General features: G+C 39.4%; 16 protein-coding genes. 6 read left to right on the forward strand and 10 right to left on the reverse strand.

The annotated features are described in order from the left end of the window. Window positions 1–283 precede the first annotated feature (283 nt). The 3 genes from alaS to ABH902_RS15510 all read right to left on the reverse strand — a co-directional run bounded on the left by alaS (window position 284) and on the right by ABH902_RS15510 (window position 5,668). A complete protein-coding gene (alaS, locus tag ABH902_RS15500) occupies window positions 284–2,923 on the reverse strand; it encodes an alanine--tRNA ligase (protein ID WP_404592283.1) in 2,640 nt (879 codons plus the stop codon). 317 nt (window positions 2,924–3,240) lie between these two features. After that, entirely contained in the window at window positions 3,241–4,542 is a 1,302-nt protein-coding gene (locus ABH902_RS15505; protein WP_404592285.1) for a PA2928 family protein, read from the reverse strand. 22 nt (window positions 4,543–4,564) lie between these two features. Next, a complete protein-coding gene (locus ABH902_RS15510) occupies window positions 4,565–5,668 on the reverse strand; it encodes a hypothetical protein (RefSeq protein ID WP_404592287.1) in 1,104 nt (367 codons plus the stop codon). A gap of 94 nt (window positions 5,669–5,762) precedes the next feature. Here ABH902_RS15510 and ABH902_RS15515 point away from each other — a divergent pair, with 94 nt between their 5' ends. After that, window positions 5,763–6,206 (forward strand): GNAT family N-acetyltransferase, encoded by a 444-nt coding sequence (locus ABH902_RS15515; RefSeq protein WP_404592289.1) that lies wholly within the window; start codon window positions 5,763–5,765, stop codon window positions 6,204–6,206. Between the two features lie 58 nt (window positions 6,207–6,264). Here ABH902_RS15515 and ABH902_RS15520 read toward each other — a convergent pair whose 3' ends face one another. Then, window positions 6,265–7,614, reverse strand: coding sequence for a DEAD/DEAH box helicase (locus ABH902_RS15520; protein WP_404592291.1), 1,350 nt, complete (start codon window positions 7,612–7,614; stop codon window positions 6,265–6,267). Window positions 7,615–7,680: 66 nt separating this feature from the next. Further along, window positions 7,681–8,856 carry a VanZ family protein gene (locus tag ABH902_RS15525; protein WP_404592293.1) on the reverse strand — a complete coding sequence of 392 codons (1,176 nt, stop codon included), beginning with the start codon at window positions 8,854–8,856 and terminating at the stop codon, window positions 7,681–7,683. Between the two features lie 207 nt (window positions 8,857–9,063). On the opposite strand from ABH902_RS15525, the gene ABH902_RS15530 reads away from it, so the two are divergent. Both ABH902_RS15530 and ABH902_RS15535 read left to right on the forward strand, forming a co-directional pair. Continuing rightward, the gene (locus tag ABH902_RS15530; protein ID WP_404592295.1) at window positions 9,064–9,372 is read left to right on the forward strand and encodes a hypothetical protein; all 309 of its coding nucleotides are present in this window, start codon (window positions 9,064–9,066) and stop codon (window positions 9,370–9,372) included. A gap of 197 nt (window positions 9,373–9,569) precedes the next feature. Continuing rightward, a complete protein-coding gene (locus ABH902_RS15535) occupies window positions 9,570–9,668 on the forward strand; it encodes a putative holin-like toxin (protein WP_111247096.1) in 99 nt (32 codons plus the stop codon). A gap of 280 nt (window positions 9,669–9,948) precedes the next feature. Here the strand turns inward: ABH902_RS15535 and ABH902_RS15540 are convergent, their stop codons facing one another. The 4 genes from ABH902_RS15540 to ABH902_RS15555 form a co-directional block, all read right to left on the reverse strand. After that, complete coding sequence (locus ABH902_RS15540; RefSeq protein WP_404592299.1) at window positions 9,949–10,293, reverse strand: zinc ribbon domain-containing protein YjdM; 345 nt, start codon at window positions 10,291–10,293, stop codon at window positions 9,949–9,951. A 129-nt stretch (window positions 10,294–10,422) separates the two neighbouring features. After that, window positions 10,423–11,265 carry a histidine phosphatase family protein gene (locus ABH902_RS15545; protein ID WP_404592302.1) on the reverse strand — a complete coding sequence of 281 codons (843 nt, stop codon included), beginning with the start codon at window positions 11,263–11,265 and terminating at the stop codon, window positions 10,423–10,425. 195 nt (window positions 11,266–11,460) lie between these two features. Next, window positions 11,461–12,411, reverse strand: a complete 951-nt coding sequence (locus ABH902_RS15550; RefSeq protein WP_404592305.1) for a bifunctional oligoribonuclease/PAP phosphatase NrnA — start codon at window positions 12,409–12,411, stop codon at window positions 11,461–11,463. Window positions 12,412–12,425: 14 nt separating this feature from the next. Further along, the gene (locus tag ABH902_RS15555; protein ID WP_404592307.1) at window positions 12,426–13,748 is read right to left on the reverse strand and encodes a DRTGG domain-containing protein; all 1,323 of its coding nucleotides are present in this window, start codon (window positions 13,746–13,748) and stop codon (window positions 12,426–12,428) included. A 372-nt stretch (window positions 13,749–14,120) separates the two neighbouring features. Here ABH902_RS15555 and ABH902_RS15560 point away from each other — a divergent pair, with 372 nt between their 5' ends. Continuing rightward, window positions 14,121–15,557, forward strand: a complete 1,437-nt coding sequence (locus ABH902_RS15560) for an MFS transporter (RefSeq protein WP_404592309.1) — start codon at window positions 14,121–14,123, stop codon at window positions 15,555–15,557. Window positions 15,558–15,626: 69 nt separating this feature from the next. Here ABH902_RS15560 and ABH902_RS15565 read toward each other — a convergent pair whose 3' ends face one another. Continuing rightward, window positions 15,627–16,046 (reverse strand): ArpU family phage packaging/lysis transcriptional regulator, encoded by a 420-nt coding sequence (locus tag ABH902_RS15565; RefSeq protein WP_404592311.1) that lies wholly within the window; start codon window positions 16,044–16,046, stop codon window positions 15,627–15,629. A gap of 323 nt (window positions 16,047–16,369) precedes the next feature. Here ABH902_RS15565 and ABH902_RS15570 point away from each other — a divergent pair, with 323 nt between their 5' ends. Then, window positions 16,370–16,738 carry a helix-turn-helix domain-containing protein gene (locus ABH902_RS15570; RefSeq protein WP_404592313.1) on the forward strand — a complete coding sequence of 123 codons (369 nt, stop codon included), beginning with the start codon at window positions 16,370–16,372 and terminating at the stop codon, window positions 16,736–16,738. A 4-nt stretch (window positions 16,739–16,742) separates the two neighbouring features. Further along, on the forward strand, window positions 16,743–17,420 hold the full coding sequence (locus ABH902_RS15575) for an ImmA/IrrE family metallo-endopeptidase (RefSeq protein WP_404592315.1): 678 nt from the start codon (window positions 16,743–16,745) through the stop codon (window positions 17,418–17,420). Window positions 17,421–17,704: the final 284 nt, after the last annotated feature.

The following is a 17,704-nucleotide window of genomic DNA, read 5'->3' on the forward strand; positions in this document are numbered from 1 at the left end:
GTCGCTTTGGCTCGAGCAATTGGAGTAAAAGACGACGAATGCGCTTTTCGCATTGGCGGATTTTATGAAATTGCCGAAGAGCATGACTTTTGGACACCGTTTATTCAAGGTTGAACCACAAGTCGCTTTGGCTCGAGCAATTGGAGTAAAAGACGACGAATGCACTTTTCGCATTGGCGGATTTTATGAAATTGCCGAGGAGCATGACTTTTGGACACCGTTTACCCATAAAAAGAGAGCGCAACAAAACCGTTTTTTAGTTTTGTTGTGCTCTCTTATCTACTTATTTAGCTAGCCAATTCGCTACCTCATTTAACGCTTCATTAATACCTGCAGGATTTTTTCCGCCTGCTTGAGCCATATCCGGACGACCGCCACCGCCGCCGCCTACAAGAGGAGCAATGGCTTTAATCAAATCGCCAGCTTTTAAGCCTTTTTCGTTAGCTGATTTGCTCATGGCAGCCAGCAAGCTGACTTTTTCTTCCTGAGCAGTTGCCAGAACCAAAACATCTGATAATGCCTTTTGTTTCCATTGATCCGCTAATTGACGTAATTGATTCATATCTTTTACATTCACTTTCGCTGCAATGTACGTCGTGCCGTTTGCTTCTTTTACGTCTTTAAAGATATCGCCTGCCTGCTGATTTGCCAGCTTTCCGGCAAGCTGTTCATTTTCTTTTTGTAAATCGCGTAATTGTTGCTGCAATTGTTCCGTCTTGCTGACTACTTCTTTTAATTGCGGCGATTTTACAATTCCGGCAATCGTTTTTAATTGTTTTTCTTCTTCGTTCATCAGCTCATACGCTTCTTTGCTTGTTACAGCTTCAATCCGACGAACGCCGGCACCGATGCCTGATTCAGAAACAATCTTGAAAATACCAATATCTTCTGTATTGGTTACATGGGTTCCACCGCACAGCTCAATGGAATAACCACCGATATTTACGACGCGAACTTCTTTACCATATTTTTCACCGAACAAGGCCATCGCACCCATGTTTTTAGCCGTATCAATATCTGTTTCAATCGTTTCTACCGGGATAGCTGCCCAGATTTTTTCGTTAACAATCTTTTCCATTTCAACAAGCTCTTCCGGTGTGACTTGTCCAAAATGAGTAAAGTCAAAACGTAAATGTCCCGGTGCCACTAATGAACCTGCCTGATTGGCGTGATCGCCTAATACATCTTTTAAGGCACGATGCAACAAGTGAGTGGCTGTATGATTTTTCAAAATACGGTTACGCATTTTCTCGTTGACTTGTAAATGATAGGTTGCTCCCTCTGCCAATTTTCCGGTAACCTGAACCGTGTGTAAAAATTGACCGTTTGGTGCTTTTAAGACGTTTTCTACATGCGCAACAATTGTGCCGTTTTCATCGGAAATTGTCCCATGGTCAGCAACTTGTCCACCCATTTCAGCGTAAAATGGTGTTTCTGCAAAAATCAATTGTGCCTGACCTTCTGCCAGTTCATTAACAATTTCTTCTTCTTTTAAAATAATCAACAGCTGGCTCGTTGCTGCTAAAGTGGTATAGCCGACAAATTTGCTGGCTACTTTAATATCCGTTAAAACTGCAGACTGCACACCCATTGAGATTTCCTTGCTGCGAGCCGAACGAGCACGCTGTCTTTGAGCATCCATTTCCTTTTCAAAACCAGCATGATCGACTGTTAAACCTTCATCTTCAGCGACTTCTTCCGTCAGCTCAACCGGAAAACCATAGGTATCATACAGCTTAAAGATATCCTTCCCATTTAACGTTGTTTCATTGGCAGCTTTCACCTTTTCGATGACTTCCGTTAAAATCTCCAAGCCTTCATTGATCGTTTCGTGGAAACGTTCTTCCTCTGTCCGGACAACTTTTTCGATAAATTCCTTTTGCTGCAGTACTTCTGGATAGTAGCTGACCATAATCTCGCCAACTACCGGGACTAATTTGTATAAAAAGGCTTCGTTCAACCCTAATTTTTTCCCGTGCATCACAGCCCGACGCAATAAACGACGCAAAACATAGCCGCGGCCTTCATTAGATGGCAAGGCCCCATCTCCAATTGCAAATGACAATGCCCGAATATGATCTGCAATCACTTTAAATGAAATATCCGTCTGCGGTTGTTCACCGTATTTGACTTGACCGCTTAGCTTTTCTACCGCTTGAATAATCGGCATAAACAGGTCGGTTTCAAAGTTGGTTGGCGCCTCTTGAATAATGGACACCATCCGCTCCAAGCCCATGCCCGTATCAATATTTTTATGGGGCAGCGGTTCATACGTATCATCTGCTTGATGGTTAAATTCAGAAAATACCAAATTCCAGATTTCCAAATAGCGTTCATTTTCCCCACCCGGATAATTTTCCGGATCGTCTTCCGCTAGATCGTTAAAGCTTTCACCGCGATCATAAAAAATCTCTGAATCAGGACCACAGGGACCTGCGCCAATATCCCAAAAGTTATCTTCAACATCAATGATATGGTCCATTGGCAAGCCGACTTCTTCATGCCAGATTCGTTTCGCTTCGGTATCTTTCGGATAAACCGTTACATATAATTTTTCCGGATCAAAGCCAATCCATTCTGGGGAGGTTAAAAATTCCCAAGCCCAGTGAATCGCTTCTTTTTTGAAATAATCGCCAATTGAAAAGTTACCTAGCATTTCGAACATGGTGTGATGGCGTGCTGTTTTCCCTACATTTTCAATATCATTTGTACGAATGGACTTTTGCGCGTTGGTAATCCGCGGATTTTCAGGCACAACCGAACCGTCAAAATATTTTTTCATCGTTGCCACGCCGGAATTAATCCAAAGTAACGTTGGATCGTTAACCGGAACTAAAGATGCGCTTGGTTCAATCGTATGTCCCTTTGATTTAAAAAAGTCTAAATACATTTGTCGTACTTGACTGCTTGATAATTGTTTCATCGTATACCTCTTCCTTTATCCACATAATTTTTGTAAACAAAAAACGATACTCACTGCAATCCAAGGACGAGAACTCGCGGTACCACCTTGCTTGCAATGAATATCGTTTGCATTCATTACCTCTTACTTTTCCACTAACGCTGGAACACGGTGATATTTCTATCACATCTTCACGAAAGAGAGCAGATAAACGTTGTGAAGCATTTCTTTTCAGCCGGGAGAAATGTCTCTTGTCTTCACAATTAAACGTCTATAAATTCTTTCAGACATGTTGAATTATAAGGATTTTAAGCACGTTTGTCAATAAGTAAATGACACTACTCTACTTGATTTAGCTGATAGCTGTATTTGTAGACTACTTTACCTGTTTGTGCCTGAAGCTTATAAACATCTTTTCCGGTCAGCGCATAAATCTTGTCCTTTTCAGAAAAGACCTGTACATCAGCCAAATCAGTATCTTCGGAAAGTGCCAGCGTAGCCTGCCAGTAAATCTTTGGCTCTTCTGTAGCAACAAGCGCCAATTCAGCATTTTTAGCATTACGTTTGGCCTTATAGACTACTAAAGCGGTTTGATCATTTTGCTTAGTGCCTAGCGTGACCTCAAGCAGCTTTGGATATAAGGCCGCTACTTGTTTCTGCAGGTCAGTATTTTCCCTGCTGCTGGTATGTTCGAGCGCAAAAAGATTTTGATTCCTAATGATCTCTTGGTACTCTTCTTTTTCGGTCACTTGGTTTGTCTTTAAATCGACCTTGTAATAGTTGCCGTCCAAGCCATAAAAATACAATACCTCTTTGACAATACAATAATCAGTATAAGCGTAGCTTAAGTTGCCATCTAATTCCGGAATCTCTTTTATCCATTCCTCTTCACTCAGCTTCTGCTTGCCGGTCTTTTGATCAAGAAAATACACAGACTCTTTTTTGGTATTAACCATAAATAGCCCGTTTGGCGTAGCGCCTATCAAGTATTCCTGCCAGCTTGAGTGGCGATGCCAGTTTTCCTTGCCAGAATTCAGATCAATACTACTTAGTAAAAAACTGGTGTTACTCGTCGAAATACCATTGGTCGTACCATTTGGAACCCTTTTTTCAACTTTATTAACTAACATCGGCCGCTTTTCATTGGAGATGACAATCGGTGATTCAGATGTAAAAACGATTTGAGAAAAACCGGTAGTAAATATCAGTAGAAAGAAGCTGCCTATAAAGAACTCTACCACTAGCATTCCTATGAAATATTTTAGTGATGCCCGTATGTTTTGTTTCTTTTTTCTACGTATTAAAAAAAACAACACAGCGGATACAACGATCACTAAATAGATAATGACCAACACGATATCGCTATATAACCACCCGGTAAAACGCCAGTTCAACAAAAATTCAGGCTGTAATAAATACAGCATCAATGAACCTAGCAAAAAACAAACAAGAAACAGACCGACAAAGGAGCTTAACACTCGACTAAATTTGAGCCCGCGCCCTCTGGTGTTCATTAATTCCTTAAACCAACGATAAAACTGCCAAATAACCCCTGCATAGACGAGAGCAAGCACTACATTATGAACCATATTTTGATTGAATATATACAAGTTAAGCCATTTTTGAATGAAATGAATCATTTTACTCCTCCAACCTTATTTTTTACTCAATAACTAGCGCTTTACGGTAGCTATAACAATCCGGGTCTAAGCGCTGCTCCTCAAAAAGCTGATGACTTGAACGATAATAGGTGGACAAAGGTAGCATGCGTTCAATCAAGCTTCCTCTGTTGCTGTAATCACTTGAAAGCTTCAGCACCTGACTATCCGCTGTCAGCTCATATCGTTTTTTCTGCGTGTCAAAGACCAAACCGAACATATTTGAGCCGATCATTTTGTGTCTGATTTGCCGTCCGGAATGATTATTGGCCAATAACAATTCATTTCCCCAGCGAAACAGCCGTCTGGTGCCTGCCCCCGCTGCAAATTCCCATTGGTCCTCTGTCAGTAAGCAAAAGCCTTGCTTTTTCAAGCTAGCGGACAATTCCTGATGCGTACACTCCTGATGACGATAAACAAAATACGCATCAGCTCCCGGAATAAATTCCAGATAAACCTGATTATTCTTCAAAAGTGTAGAGGGAAATGACCAGATCAAGCTTTCTGCAGCAGTCAACGCAGGGAAAATTTGTTCAAAAACGTGTTGCTGATATGGCGCAAACTGCTCCGCGTCCCCATCAAAAGCACCTGTCACGGTATCAATCATCCCGATAAATTCTGTACCGGCCGGTAAGGCGTATTTTTGTACAAACATCGCCGGAATCTGAACTTTTCTAAGCTCAGTCGTCGCATGATTGATATAATTGGAAATCCCCTCCAAGGAGGTCAAATCGTAGGGACATTCTTCTTGAACCCACTGATTCATTGGCGGAATCAGTTCATTCGTCAACGTAGTTTTAAACGTGCTTTTAGCCAAATGATCTGCATCATAGCCCAGCAATTCATGCGCCCGTAATCCTTGCGCACCTAAATCCCAGCCGAGAATCGCCGCTCGATTTCCAGGTACAAAAACAAACGGCTCACCGTCAAATTCCAGCTCAAAAGTACGGCATTTAATCCCGTAAAGCTCAAAGCTCACCAGTTCAACTGCCGTAATGTTTATTGTCTGCGGTATAAAATTCAGTATAAGCTGCTCCAACAATGCATATTTTTCCGTATCTGTATGTTTCTTCCAATTCGTCCATTCAACATGCTCAAATAAATTCACAAAAACACCTCCTCGTAGGACCTTTCAACATCTGTTATGATTAAGTATACCATTGAATGGTTTTTTGATTAAGAAAATTCTAAGGAGGAGTATTATGAAGATTCATTTTGGCAACGAGCGCTGGCATCAAGCGGCCAGCTTAGCCTTACGCTACGAAGTTTTTGTCTTAGAACAAGGAATTTCTCTGCAGGCAGAGTTTGATTCATTGGATACAGCAGAACGCTGCTATTTTACTGCCTACGAGCAGCAGCTGGCGTTAGGAACGATCCGTTATCAGCAGTTGGACAAGCATACGATTCAGCCTGATCGTTTTTGTGTGAAAAAGGAGTATCGCGGCAAGGGCATCGGTACCTCTTTATTGCAGCAGCTGGAATCAAAAGCCTTTACACAAGGATATCGCTGCAGTGTGCTGTCAGCAGAGAAAACAGCCATTACTTTCTACGAAGCATGCGGCTACACCGTAATCTCTGACTATTATTTAGAGGATGGGATTCTCTGCGTAAAGATGCAAAAAAAATTAGAGCTTAAGTTGAAATGAACAATCATTTCAACTTAAGCTCTATAATTCCCGTAGCTTCGAAACAAAGATAAGCTTGTTATTGGTTAGAATTTTTCTTTGCTTTTCTCACCGAACGAGTTTGCTGACGACGTTCGATTTTCCGCTTTTGACGATTGCTTTCAGAAATCGCGCGATCAATTTTCTTTTTGTAGCCCGGCTTAATTTTTTTCTTTTTCTTCTTCACTAAACCGACTAATGTGGTATCAAGAACCTCTTTACTTTTTTCCCGTTTCGTCCGTCTGTTGCGGTCATAGGTTTCGCTGATTTCACCGTTTTTAATTTCTTTTGGTTGGAAGGTAATCCCCAGCTTTTCGATTTCTGTAATGGCTTCTTCATCGGCTGGTGAATATAGCGTAATCGCTGTTCCAGCTAACCCATTACGTCCCGTTCTGCCGACCCGATGAATGAAAAAGTCCAAATCACTCGGCACTTCCGCATTAATAACATGAGAAACACCCTCAATATCGATTCCGCGAGCAGCCAAATCCGTTGCAACGACATATTGGAATTCTAAATCCTGAACCTGACGCATCACACGTTTGCGTTCACGCGGCGTAATATCACCATGAATTTTAGCAACTTTTAAGCCCTGACCCTTCAAATAATCAGTGATTTCATCTACCCGCTGCTTCGTATTCGCAAAAACAATCGCTAAATAAGGATGCCCGACTGTCAACAATTGATAAATCAGACGATTTTTATCTTTCCCCTTTGTGGAAATCAGCCAGTTATCAATTGTTTCAGAAATAATCGTTTTTGGCTGAATATGTTCAGTGACTGGATTTTCCATATATTTTTTCAAAAATGGTTTCAATTTTTCAGGAATTGTCGCTGAAAACACCAACATCTGTAAATGATCCGGCAAACGCCCCGCAATTTGATCCACTTCTTCTAAAAAGCCCATATCCAAGGTCATGTCCGCTTCATCTACGACAAAAGCAAACGCAGTATGCGCTTTTAGCGCTTGCTCATTCATCAAATCTAAAATTCTTCCCGGTGTCCCAATCACAACATGAGGCTGTTGGTGTTTTAACTTAGCCAGTTGGCGCTGTTTGTCTGTTCCACCGACAAAATTAGAAACACGTATTTCCGGTTGACTAAATTGGGCGATTTGCTGCGCTTCTTTATAAATTTGATTCGCCAGCTCCCGACTAGGAGCTGTAATCAACATTTGAACCTCATCCAATTGAGGATCGATTTTATTCATCAATGGCAATAAAAATGTATGGGTTTTTCCACTGCCTGTTTGCGATTGACCAATAACACTTTTTCCTTTTTTAATAACAGGGATTAAGGTTTCCTGTACCTCTGTTGGTTGTTCAAATCCTTTATCTGCTAATGCTTCCATAATAAAATCATTGAATTGAAATTGTTTAAATGAACTCATTTTCTCACCGCTTTCCAAACTTGTTGTCTAAGTCCTCATGCATTATAACATAAAAAACGTCAATTCTTAGTTACTTTCTGCGTTTTTCACTCTTTTTATCGTACTAATAGTGTACGTATGACTCGCTTTTTCATAAAATAGGCGCCGCTTTCTGCGGACAAGAACATACCCCACATTCAACACGAAAAGGAAAAGTAAAAACAAGCAAAAGAGAAACAGCATTAACGTTACTAGCTGCAGCATTCGATTAGAAGAGTTCAATAAATCGGCTGAACCAGCTAAAAAGGAACTAATTATCCCGTAAACAATATACAAATAACCGTACCTAACCACTAATGATTTAAAACGAATCTTTTCACGCTGCTCTTCCACTACCTTAATTCGAACAATTTTTTTCCCAAGAGTTTCTCCATTGGTCAAGGTCGGTAAAATCATAAACACGAGCAGCACCATAAAAAAGAACCATAAACGCTGTTCCAAAAGCGGATAAGGCGCAATCCACTCTTTATATTGTGGAATGAAATTTGCCAGAAAGATTAAGATGCTTTGAACTACGGAAATCATTAACCAATCTAAGCAAAAAGCGACAAAGCGCCGAAATAAGCTGACGGACTGTCCTTTTTCATACGCACGCTCATCCATTTCATCTCTAGTGGGAAACAAGAAGGTCAACATTGGTGTTACCGCATAACCGACAATCCCGCCAAAGGTATTATTAATCAGGTCATTCACATCTGCTAAACGATAAGGCCGAGGATAAATAAAATACAAACTGCTTAACTGTGTCAATTCAAAAAATAAAGACAATAAAAAGCTTGCTAATACTACTTTTTTAAACGAAACCTTGTAATAATAGCGTAAATAAACGCCGAACGGTACAAACAACAGCATATTAAATACAGGCTCTAAGACAACATTCTGCCTTAATGCTGGTACAAAGGTTTGCGGGTCGTGAAGATTCAGTACCGTTTCCTGCAAAAAACGCTGAACGAAATGAAAGGGCCGCAGTTCTAAATATTGACTAGTGTACTGAGCCACCTCGGCACGCGGCGGCAGCGGTAAAATAATTAAGAAATACGCACAAAGCAAATAAAACACAAACGAATAAAGCACAACCGCCCGCCACAGCAAAAAAGTGCCGTATTTACGATATTCTCGAATAACAAGTACAAATGAAATCGCCAATGCTAAAAAAGGAAAAACAATTATCGCCGTTTTTATAGGCATTGTATACACGGACATCGTCATCACCTCTTGAGTATCAGTGTAGAGGAAAAGCGGCATTTTGTCATTTGAGAGAACCTTCATTATCCGAAAATATATTTTGCAAATCAAAAAAATTGCAGTATGATGAAACTAGCTAAAGAAACTGGAAAACTATTTTTATTTTAAAACAGCTGCTGGTTCCTTTTGCTGGTCGAATTATTTATGTTTTAGGAGGTTTTCAGGATGTTAAATCCCTATTTTGCTTTTGGCGTACCGCTTTTTTTGATTGTTCTATATATTATTTTTGCATTTATTCGAAATAAAAGTCATATACGTTATATTGGGTTTGTGCTTTTGTTGATTGCAACCTTTATGGTGGCTTTTAGCTTTCAGGTGTTGCAGGGGTATTGGACAATTGAACGTAATCATCCTTTAAGCTATTCACCAAACCTTTTATGGTTGCCGCTACTTTTGGGTGCCGTTTTAGCAATAGTGAATATTTGGCGTGGGGTAAAACGATTACGATCATTTAAAGAGGATTCAACTAACTAGAAAAAGAAAGTTGTTGGATTAATATGGATGAATAATTCATATATCGATATTTTTTACCAAAAGAAAACAAAAACAGACTTTCTTGTTCTTTGATATGATACAATAAAAGAACAGAGAAGATATGACGGTGGCGACTTCTGAAGGGTGGTGGTGCTTATGAATGTAAGTACTAAAATCTTTAGAAAGGAGCAAGCCTTTTGTCCGCATTAGAAGCAATTCAGCTGATACTAAGCTTTGGTATGTTCACCATCGCTTTAATCAAGCTAATTGTGGAATTGCTTAAAGACAAAAAATAACCGTCAGCTTTATCCAGGCAACGGTTATTTTTAGAAAAATAATTTAGTCTAGTTACCGTCTTAAACGGCTCTGTTGAAGAGGATATGTTCGCGCATATCTTCTTTACAAATTTATTATAGCACAAAAATGGTTATTTTCACATTTCTAATTACACTGAACAGCAGGTTTGTTTATTATTCATACCTATTCCTCCAATTACTATGGACTTTTCAATAAAAAAACCGAGTATTAGACTAATTGTCCAAACACTCAGTAAAAGTTCACAATCCAAAAGATCTACTAATTTTTCTTCACAAATTCAGATTTAAGCTTCATCGCACCAAAGCCGTCCACTTTACAATCAATGTTATGACCATCCGCTGCATCCATAACCAAACGAATGCCTTTCACTTTGGTTCCTTGTTTGATGGCACCGCTTGCGCCTTTGACTTTTAAATCCTTAATCACAGTGACATTATCGCCGTCTGCCAATACGTTACCGTTAGCATCTTTGATGACTGCTTCTGTTTCTGGGGTAGCTTCTGTCGGTGACCACTCATGCCCACACTCTGGACAAATCATCATGCCGCGATCCTCATAAGTATAAGCTGAACTGCATTCCGGGCAATTTGGTAAGTTTTCCATTTCATTTCTCCTTTAGTTGATCAGTTAGAAAGCAATCAGATATCATCACCTGACTGCTTTCAATCTTATTTATTTTATCGTACTTTTAAGAGAAAGAAAAGCCTTGTTGGCAGAAGAGCCCATAAGCACTTACTTCGCTTTTTGTCCTTTTTCTACATAAGAAAGATCATTCACACTATCAACGGTATATTTACCATCTTTATACGTTACTTTTGAAATACTGGCATTTTTCAATCCACCATCCGGCAGCTCTGCATTTGGATCTAGTTCACCTAATAAAGTGATGATACTCATACCATGAGAGACGATCAAGACATTATTAGCCCCTTCTTTTTCCGCGTCTTTTACCACATCATCCAAAGCATTCCTTAAACGCTTAATAATTGTTTGACTGTCTTCTGCTAGCCAATTGACGCCTTCTTCAACATTTTTCTTGTCTAACTCTGATAAAACATCAGCAAACTCAAGAATGCCTTTATAAAAACCCACTTCCTGCATCCATTCATTGTATTCATCAAGAGTTTTTCCCTGTTCCTTTGCAACAGCAGTCAACATATCATCATTCATTTGTCCTTCATACGTACCAAAATTATATTCTCTTAAGCGTTTATCCTTCGTCATCTCTTTTAACATGTCCGCTTGTCCATTATTTTGGAGTACCAGCTCGGCTGTTTCGATTGCTCGTCCACTATCACTAGTCACAACTTTATCAAATTTTACGTCAGATAATCCTTTGCCCAGATATTCTGCCACTTCAATTCCAGCTGGTGTCAAGGGTGCATCAATCCACCCTTGAGAGCGATTTACCGTGTTCAACATCGTTTTCCCATGGCGTGTTAGATAAATCACTACTTCGGAATCATTCTTTTCTTTTGCATCTACCTTTTTTTCATCGGTTGCTGCCCCATTACCACAACCTGCTACTAGCATTGCTACAAATAACACCCCAATAAATAATTTCTTCAGTTTCATTGTTTTGTCTCCTCCACCCTAAGTATTATTCATTGAACAGAAATAGTGCCTCAGCTGCTTCATAAAAAAAACCCAACTATACCAACTAAAATTACTTGGTATAATCAGGTTTAGCTTGTCACAGACAATCACTATCCACTATTCAACTGACATTAGTATAATTGATCCAGCACCCATTGTAAACACTTTCATACATTATTTTCTAAAATTTTCACAAAGTTGTTGGAGCTCATTATAAATGCTAGCAACTTCTGCTATATCTTTAGCATTTGCACCACTGGCCAATGGATGACCGCCGCCGTGATGTTTTTTAGCCAACTCATTAATTACCGGCCCTTTAGAACGCAGTCTTACTCGATAATACCCTTCTGGCTGCTCGACAAAAATCCCCCAAGCAACAACTTCATCAATGGTGCCCGGCAAAGAAACGATCGCCGCCGTTTCAGAATCAACGATGCCCAGTCCAGTTAAAAGACTCTGCGGAAGCAGCACTTTTGCTGCTCCATTTGCATCTACTTGAATATTTTCATAAACATAACCGGCTAATTTAGCGACGCGCATTGGAATTTGCTCCAATTCACGATTTAAATCAGTAGGATTAAACTTATAAGTCATCAGCTCTGCCGCTACTGTCAGCGTATGAGCGGTGGTTGCTGGGTACAGGAAACGACCAGTATCGCCGACAATTCCAGCATAAAGCAGTCTAGCTGCTTGGTCATTTAAAACTAATTCATCCTGATGCTCATGATAAAAATCAAAGATAATTTCACTACAGCTGCTGGCCTGCGTATTGACCCAAACCAGATCGCCATATGGATCATCGTTCGGATGATGGTCGATTTTAATCAATTTAGCGCCTCGTTCAAAGCGCTGATCGCTGATTCTTGGTGCATTCGCTGTATCTGTTACAATGACCAAAGACCCTTGATAAATCTCATCTGCTACTTCATCCATCGTTGCTAAAAAATCCAAGCCTTCCACAGGTCCGCCAACTTGAAAAATCTGCTTTTCCGGAAAACTAGCTCTTAGTATCTCTGCCAAACCTACCTGTGAACCCAGTGCATCCGGATCAGGTCGTTGATGACGATGAATAATAATTGTATCGTAGGCTTTAATTGCCGTTAAAATTTCTGTTGTAACATCCATGCTTCTCTCTCCTTTTACGTACGCTCCATCACTTGGCAAACGACAATTGCTTTAGCCACTAAAGCATTTTCTAAATACACCTCAATATCCAGCTTCGCTGAACGCCGGCCAATTTCCAGTACCTTAGGACGTATGTCCAGCTCACTTTCCAACTGTATCAAACGCAGATAATGCAAATTAATTTGTTCGATCAGTACATTTCTACGCTGATTCGTAATCATTGTCCGCTGGGTAACGTTTGCAATGATTTCACTTAAAACGCCAAAGGAAATCGTTCCTACGCTATTAACCATTTGGGGAGCCACTGAAAATTTGAAATGCGCGCCGTCTGCTTTACCGCCTTCTTCTACTGGCATCACTTCACCAGAAATCTGATCAGAAATCGTATCTGCGATCTGCGGCTGCCGCTGAACCAGCTGCATGGCCTTCATCACATCTTGTCTGGAAACAAAGCCCACTAATGACAAATCATCCTCAACCACCGGCAGAACCTCTAAACCGTCCCAAATCATTTGATGACTAACGCTGGCAACACTCATCATTTTCTTCACAACAATCGGGTCTTTCGTCATCACTTTGTCCATCGTTAAGGTTTCCGCCTTGCCTAAGATATCCTTAGCAGTGACGATGCCCACTAATCGTAAATTTTTGTTTACGACTGGAAAACGAGAATGATGCGTCCGTTCAGAAATCTTTTGATAATCGGCAACGGTTGCAGTGGAAAATAAGTAATTGGTCTTTTCTAAAGAGGTATAGATATCACTTACCAACATGATATCCTTTTTAATTAATTGGTCGCTCAACGCTCTGTTAATCATTGTAGCCACCGTAAACGTATCATATGTAGTCCTTAATACAGGCATTTCCAATTCGTCCGCTAATTCTGCAATTTCCACTTCTGTATCAAAACCACCGGTAATTAAAACGGCAGCGCCATTTTCCAAAGCCAACTTTTGTACGCCCTGCCGATTTCCAACGATCATTAATGAACCGGGAGTGATGTAGCGAGTCATTGCTTTTTCCGTCATCGCGCCAATGACGAACTTATTCAACACCTTGTCTAAACCGGAAGAGCCACCTAAAACGTCTCCCTCAATAATTCGAACAACCTCTCCAAAGGTTAGTTTTTCGATATGTTTTTTTAATTTACGTTCGATTCGAATAGTTCCTACACGCTGGATGGTTGAAACCAGTCCAATATTTTCAGCATCTTTAATCGCTCGATAAGCCGTTCCTTCACTCACACCAAGGTTCTTGGCGATGCTGCGGACAGAAATTCTGTCTCCGATTGGCAAACCTTCAATGTGCTTTAAAATCTGATCATGCTTCGTCGCCATAATAGCCTCCTATAACTATCGTATTAAGCTTGCGCTTTATCATTTCTGAATAGATTATTTATTCATGCTAACTTCACTGTTTTATGTTATGTTTCTTATATTTATGAATGTTTCCTCTTTTCAAAGAAGGTATTTCTATAAAAGTATAACAAAAAAAACGCTATTTTAGTACAGTTAATCCGAGATAATTATAACAGATGCATAAAATATTTTCGTTGATTCTGCCTATTGTCAAACGCTAATTTTATGAAAGAAATCATCGTTCTCATTTGAAGAATGTTTTCAGATACTTTTCATTATCTTCTCACTGACATTTTCTAGTAAAAGGGAGTATAATAGGAACGGATTATTTACATAAAAGGAGTTGACCTAATGGAATCTTTTAAAAGTTTTCAAGAGAATCCAGTGGTGCAAAAGAATCGCTGGTGGATTCTGGTATCTGTTGCCATGTTTACCTTTATGTCTACATTGGATGCTAGTATCGTTAATATAGCACTACCGACTATTTCAAAAGACATGAATGTGCCAATGAATCAGTCTGAATGGATTGTTTCTATTTATCTGATGATCGTTTGTGCCTGTCTGTTGCTTTTCGGAAAAATTGGTGACAGCTTCGGTAAAATAAAAGTTTATCGGATCGGTACAGTGATTTTCACTATCGGATCATTGCTTTGCGGCTTTAATCATTCTTTGAGCTTTTTACTTTTTGCCCGGCTAGTGCAGGGAATTGGTTCCAGCATGACAATGGCTACAAATTCCGGCATTATCACTGAGGTTTTTCCGTTGAAGGAACGCGGACGTGCTCTTGGTTCAATCGGAGCGTTTGTTTCTTTAGGGTCAATCGCAGGACCCGGGATTGGCGGCTTAATTTTATCTCATTTTTCCTGGTCTTATATTTTTTGGATTAATGTGCCGGTCGGTATTCTTACGATTTTAATCGGTGAAAAATTCTTACCTAAGGATATCATTAAAAGCGGCAAGAAAGTGGATATGCCCGGCTTTAGCTTATTCGCTATTTTTATTATGACGTTCTTTGGCGGTATTTTTATCGGTCAGGAAATAGGCTTTACTTCTATTTTAGCGTTAGGCTTAATTATTTTAGCGATTGTTGCCTTTGTTATTTTTATCAAAATCGAGCAAAAAAGCCAGCAGCCCCTTATTACCTTTTCAATCTTTAAAAACAGGGTTTTTACGATCAGCCTGATTACCGCTGTCTTGATTTTTTCTTCCAACTTTTTCGTAAATGTCGTAATTCCTTTTTATTTGCAAAACGGCAGAGGCTTGCCCGCCAGTAAAGCAGGACTTTTAATGATGGTCTTTCCTCTTTTAATGGTCGTAGGTTCTCCGATTAGCGGCTATTTAACCGATAAGATCGGTACGCGAATTCTAACCTTTAGCGGTCTTGTGTTATTGTCAATTACTTCATTAATGTACATGTTTTTAAGTCAGAACACTCCATTATGGTACTACATTTTAGCCACAGGAATTATGGGTTTAGGCAATGCGTTGTTTCAATCACCAAATAATACAACGGTTATGAGCAGCGTCACAAAAGAAAATCTGGGGGTTGCCGGTAGTCTGAATTCCTTTGCTCGCAATTTAGGGATGGTATTAGGAATTGCTCTTGCAACAACAATTTTGTATAACGCTATGAGCGCTGCTTATGGTCAACGTGTCACTACGTATATTAGTGAACGACCTGATATTTTTATTTTCGGCATGCGGATTACTTTTTTAGGTTCATTTGTCCTTTGTATTTCCGCGCTAGGATTAACTTTTCTGCGTTCAATGAAAGCCAAAAAAAGCTGAGGATTTATGCCTCAACTTTTTTTATTTTAGTATTAAAGCGCTTTAAATCGACAAATTAGTATTCATTCTCTATTTTTCAATTAACAGCTCGCCATTTTGATAGGCCTCGGCAAAGCAGATCAATGCTCGATCCAGCTCACGATAAAACTTACTTTCACTCATATGCAGCTTCATATAAATAGCAATATTCGTAGTAAAATTATGATCTATGTACTTATCGTACAACAATTGACGATCCTCTGCTTCCAGTTGATTCAGGGCATCAATAATTTTTTTCAATTCTGCTTCTGCAAGCTCCTTGCGGTTAAGCGGCGGCTCTGTCCGTTGCCGAATGATCCCTGTTGCTTCACTCATTTCAAATGTATAGGCTGCCGTCAATTTAGGCGCATGACGTTCACCCGCAATTCGAACCAGTGAACGGTAATTCGTCAACAAGGCTTGTACCTTTTTTTTCGTTTGCTTCCGGTCAATCTCTGGAAATACGATCATTTGCATTCTCTCCTTTTTTACATAGCTATATCTCTGCATTCACATTTTTTATACGCTGAATTCTTTTTGAGCCATTCATATATTTGCTAATTTAGTTAATAAACATTGACAAAAATTAGCATTTACGCTATTATAAACGTACAGTTAATTAAGCCTCTTTACGTAATTCCCTTGTTCTTAAAGGGATACCCGAGAGCTTCACTTAACGATGATTGGATCAATTAGCTTATATGAACATTATAATAGCATTTACGCTATTAGTCAACTAAAAATAGCTTAAAAGCTAATATTTTTCTCAATAAAGCCATGAAAGGTTGAAAAACATGAGTTTAATAGACAGAATTAAAGAATTGGCGGATAGCAAAAAAGTTACTTTTGCCGAAATCGAACGCAATACTGGCATTTCGAATGGTCAAATCCGACGTTGGGATTCATCCTCTCCTAAAATAGAAAACGTTCAAAAGGTGGCAGATTATTTTGGTGTTTCAACAGATTACTTAATTGGACGGACGAATATACGTACCATTGATACTGAAGAGCCGCTCTCCTCTCAAGTAATGTTTCGCATGAACACAGATGGTTTGTCGGAAGAAGAAGTTGATGAACTTAAAGATGAAGTTAATCGGTTTCTCCGTTTTAGAGAAGCTGAAATCAAGCGTGAACGTGAACTAAAACAAGACGACAAGGCGTGATTAAATGACAGAGCAAATTGATGAATATCTTAGTTTTTCAGAAAAAATAAACGATTACATCTCAGCGGTGATGGTCGCCAATAATATTGGTTATGAAAAATATGACAGTTCATATCTCTGGGATTTTATCAAAGCTAAAGGTGTCTCGATGCGCGGCTTCCCTTTTAACGGTGTTGCAAGAGACCGGATTTCGGGAATGATTGTCAAGGATGCCTTTGAAACAACGATCGGTTTTAATCAAAATATGAGTGAAAAACGGAAAAATTTTACAATCAGTCACGAAATCGTTCATTACCTCTATCATATGAATGAGGAAAACACGATTTTTACTGATACAGATTACAGTCTTCATTATTCCTACAACGAAGTACTTCAGGAGTTTCAGGCAAATATTGGTGCTTCGGCCATTCTGGTGCCTGATGTTGTCTTGTTTCGCTTTTTGAAGGAAGGCTGGAATCTAGCACAATTATCCAATCATTTTGGTATTTCTGAAAGTGCCCTTTATATTCGTTTGATTCAAACAATGCAAGCAACATTTGGCGTTTCCTTTGTTGCAGCCAAAAGCAATGCGGATACTATTCGCTACAAATTCAGCGGCAAAGGACAGCGCGCTGCCGTTGAATTAGGTACCAATTTAGAAAAACGTTTGTATACAACCAATCGTTTTATTGAGGCCTTATAAATTATAGATAAAAAAACAAGAACGAAGATGATCTTTGTTCTTGTTTTTTGTGTAAACGAATCCGGGACAAAAGCAAAATCGGCTTTTGTCCCGGATTCAAGGAATTAAAATGAAAAAAGTTGATTTGTTAGGGCTAAATACATCATACAATGCCAAACTTAAATCAAGCTTAAAAGTAATTTATTTTACAAAAAAACCACCACGACCGTCGTCTGTGGTGGAAATGAAGGTTGTTATTTACTCTTGGTAGTTATTTCATTACCTATTTTAATAACTTAAGATAA

The sequence above is a fragment of the Enterococcus sp. UD-01 genome, assembly GCF_044909655.1.
Lineage (GTDB): Bacteria > Bacillota > Bacilli > Lactobacillales > Enterococcaceae > Enterococcus_L.

Coding starts and splice junctions, on each gene's coding strand:
- ABH902_RS15530 (WP_404592295.1), top strand. CDS start 9,064: ATGTTAAATCCCTATTTTGCTTTTGGCGTACCGCTTTTTTTGATTGTT.
- ABH902_RS15555 (WP_404592307.1), bottom strand. CDS start 13,748: ATGGCGACGAAGCATGATCAGATTTTAAAGCACATTGAAGGTTTGCCA.
- ABH902_RS15570 (WP_404592313.1), top strand. CDS start 16,370: ATGAGTTTAATAGACAGAATTAAAGAATTGGCGGATAGCAAAAAAGTT.
- ABH902_RS15505 (WP_404592285.1), bottom strand. CDS start 4,542: ATGATTCATTTCATTCAAAAATGGCTTAACTTGTATATATTCAATCAA.
- ABH902_RS15515 (WP_404592289.1), top strand. CDS start 5,763: ATGAAGATTCATTTTGGCAACGAGCGCTGGCATCAAGCGGCCAGCTTA.
- ABH902_RS15545 (WP_404592302.1), bottom strand. CDS start 11,265: ATGAAACTGAAGAAATTATTTATTGGGGTGTTATTTGTAGCAATGCTA.
- ABH902_RS15525 (WP_404592293.1), bottom strand. CDS start 8,856: ATGTCCGTGTATACAATGCCTATAAAAACGGCGATAATTGTTTTTCCT.
- ABH902_RS15565 (WP_404592311.1), bottom strand. CDS start 16,046: ATGATCGTATTTCCAGAGATTGACCGGAAGCAAACGAAAAAAAAGGTA.
- ABH902_RS15520 (WP_404592291.1), bottom strand. CDS start 7,614: ATGAGTTCATTTAAACAATTTCAATTCAATGATTTTATTATGGAAGCA.
- ABH902_RS15575 (WP_404592315.1), top strand. CDS start 16,743: ATGACAGAGCAAATTGATGAATATCTTAGTTTTTCAGAAAAAATAAAC.
- ABH902_RS15540 (WP_404592299.1), bottom strand. CDS start 10,293: ATGGAAAACTTACCAAATTGCCCGGAATGCAGTTCAGCTTATACTTAT.
- ABH902_RS15560 (WP_404592309.1), top strand. CDS start 14,121: ATGGAATCTTTTAAAAGTTTTCAAGAGAATCCAGTGGTGCAAAAGAAT.
- alaS (WP_404592283.1), bottom strand. CDS start 2,923: ATGAAACAATTATCAAGCAGTCAAGTACGACAAATGTATTTAGACTTT.
- ABH902_RS15550 (WP_404592305.1), bottom strand. CDS start 12,411: ATGGATGTTACAACAGAAATTTTAACGGCAATTAAAGCCTACGATACA.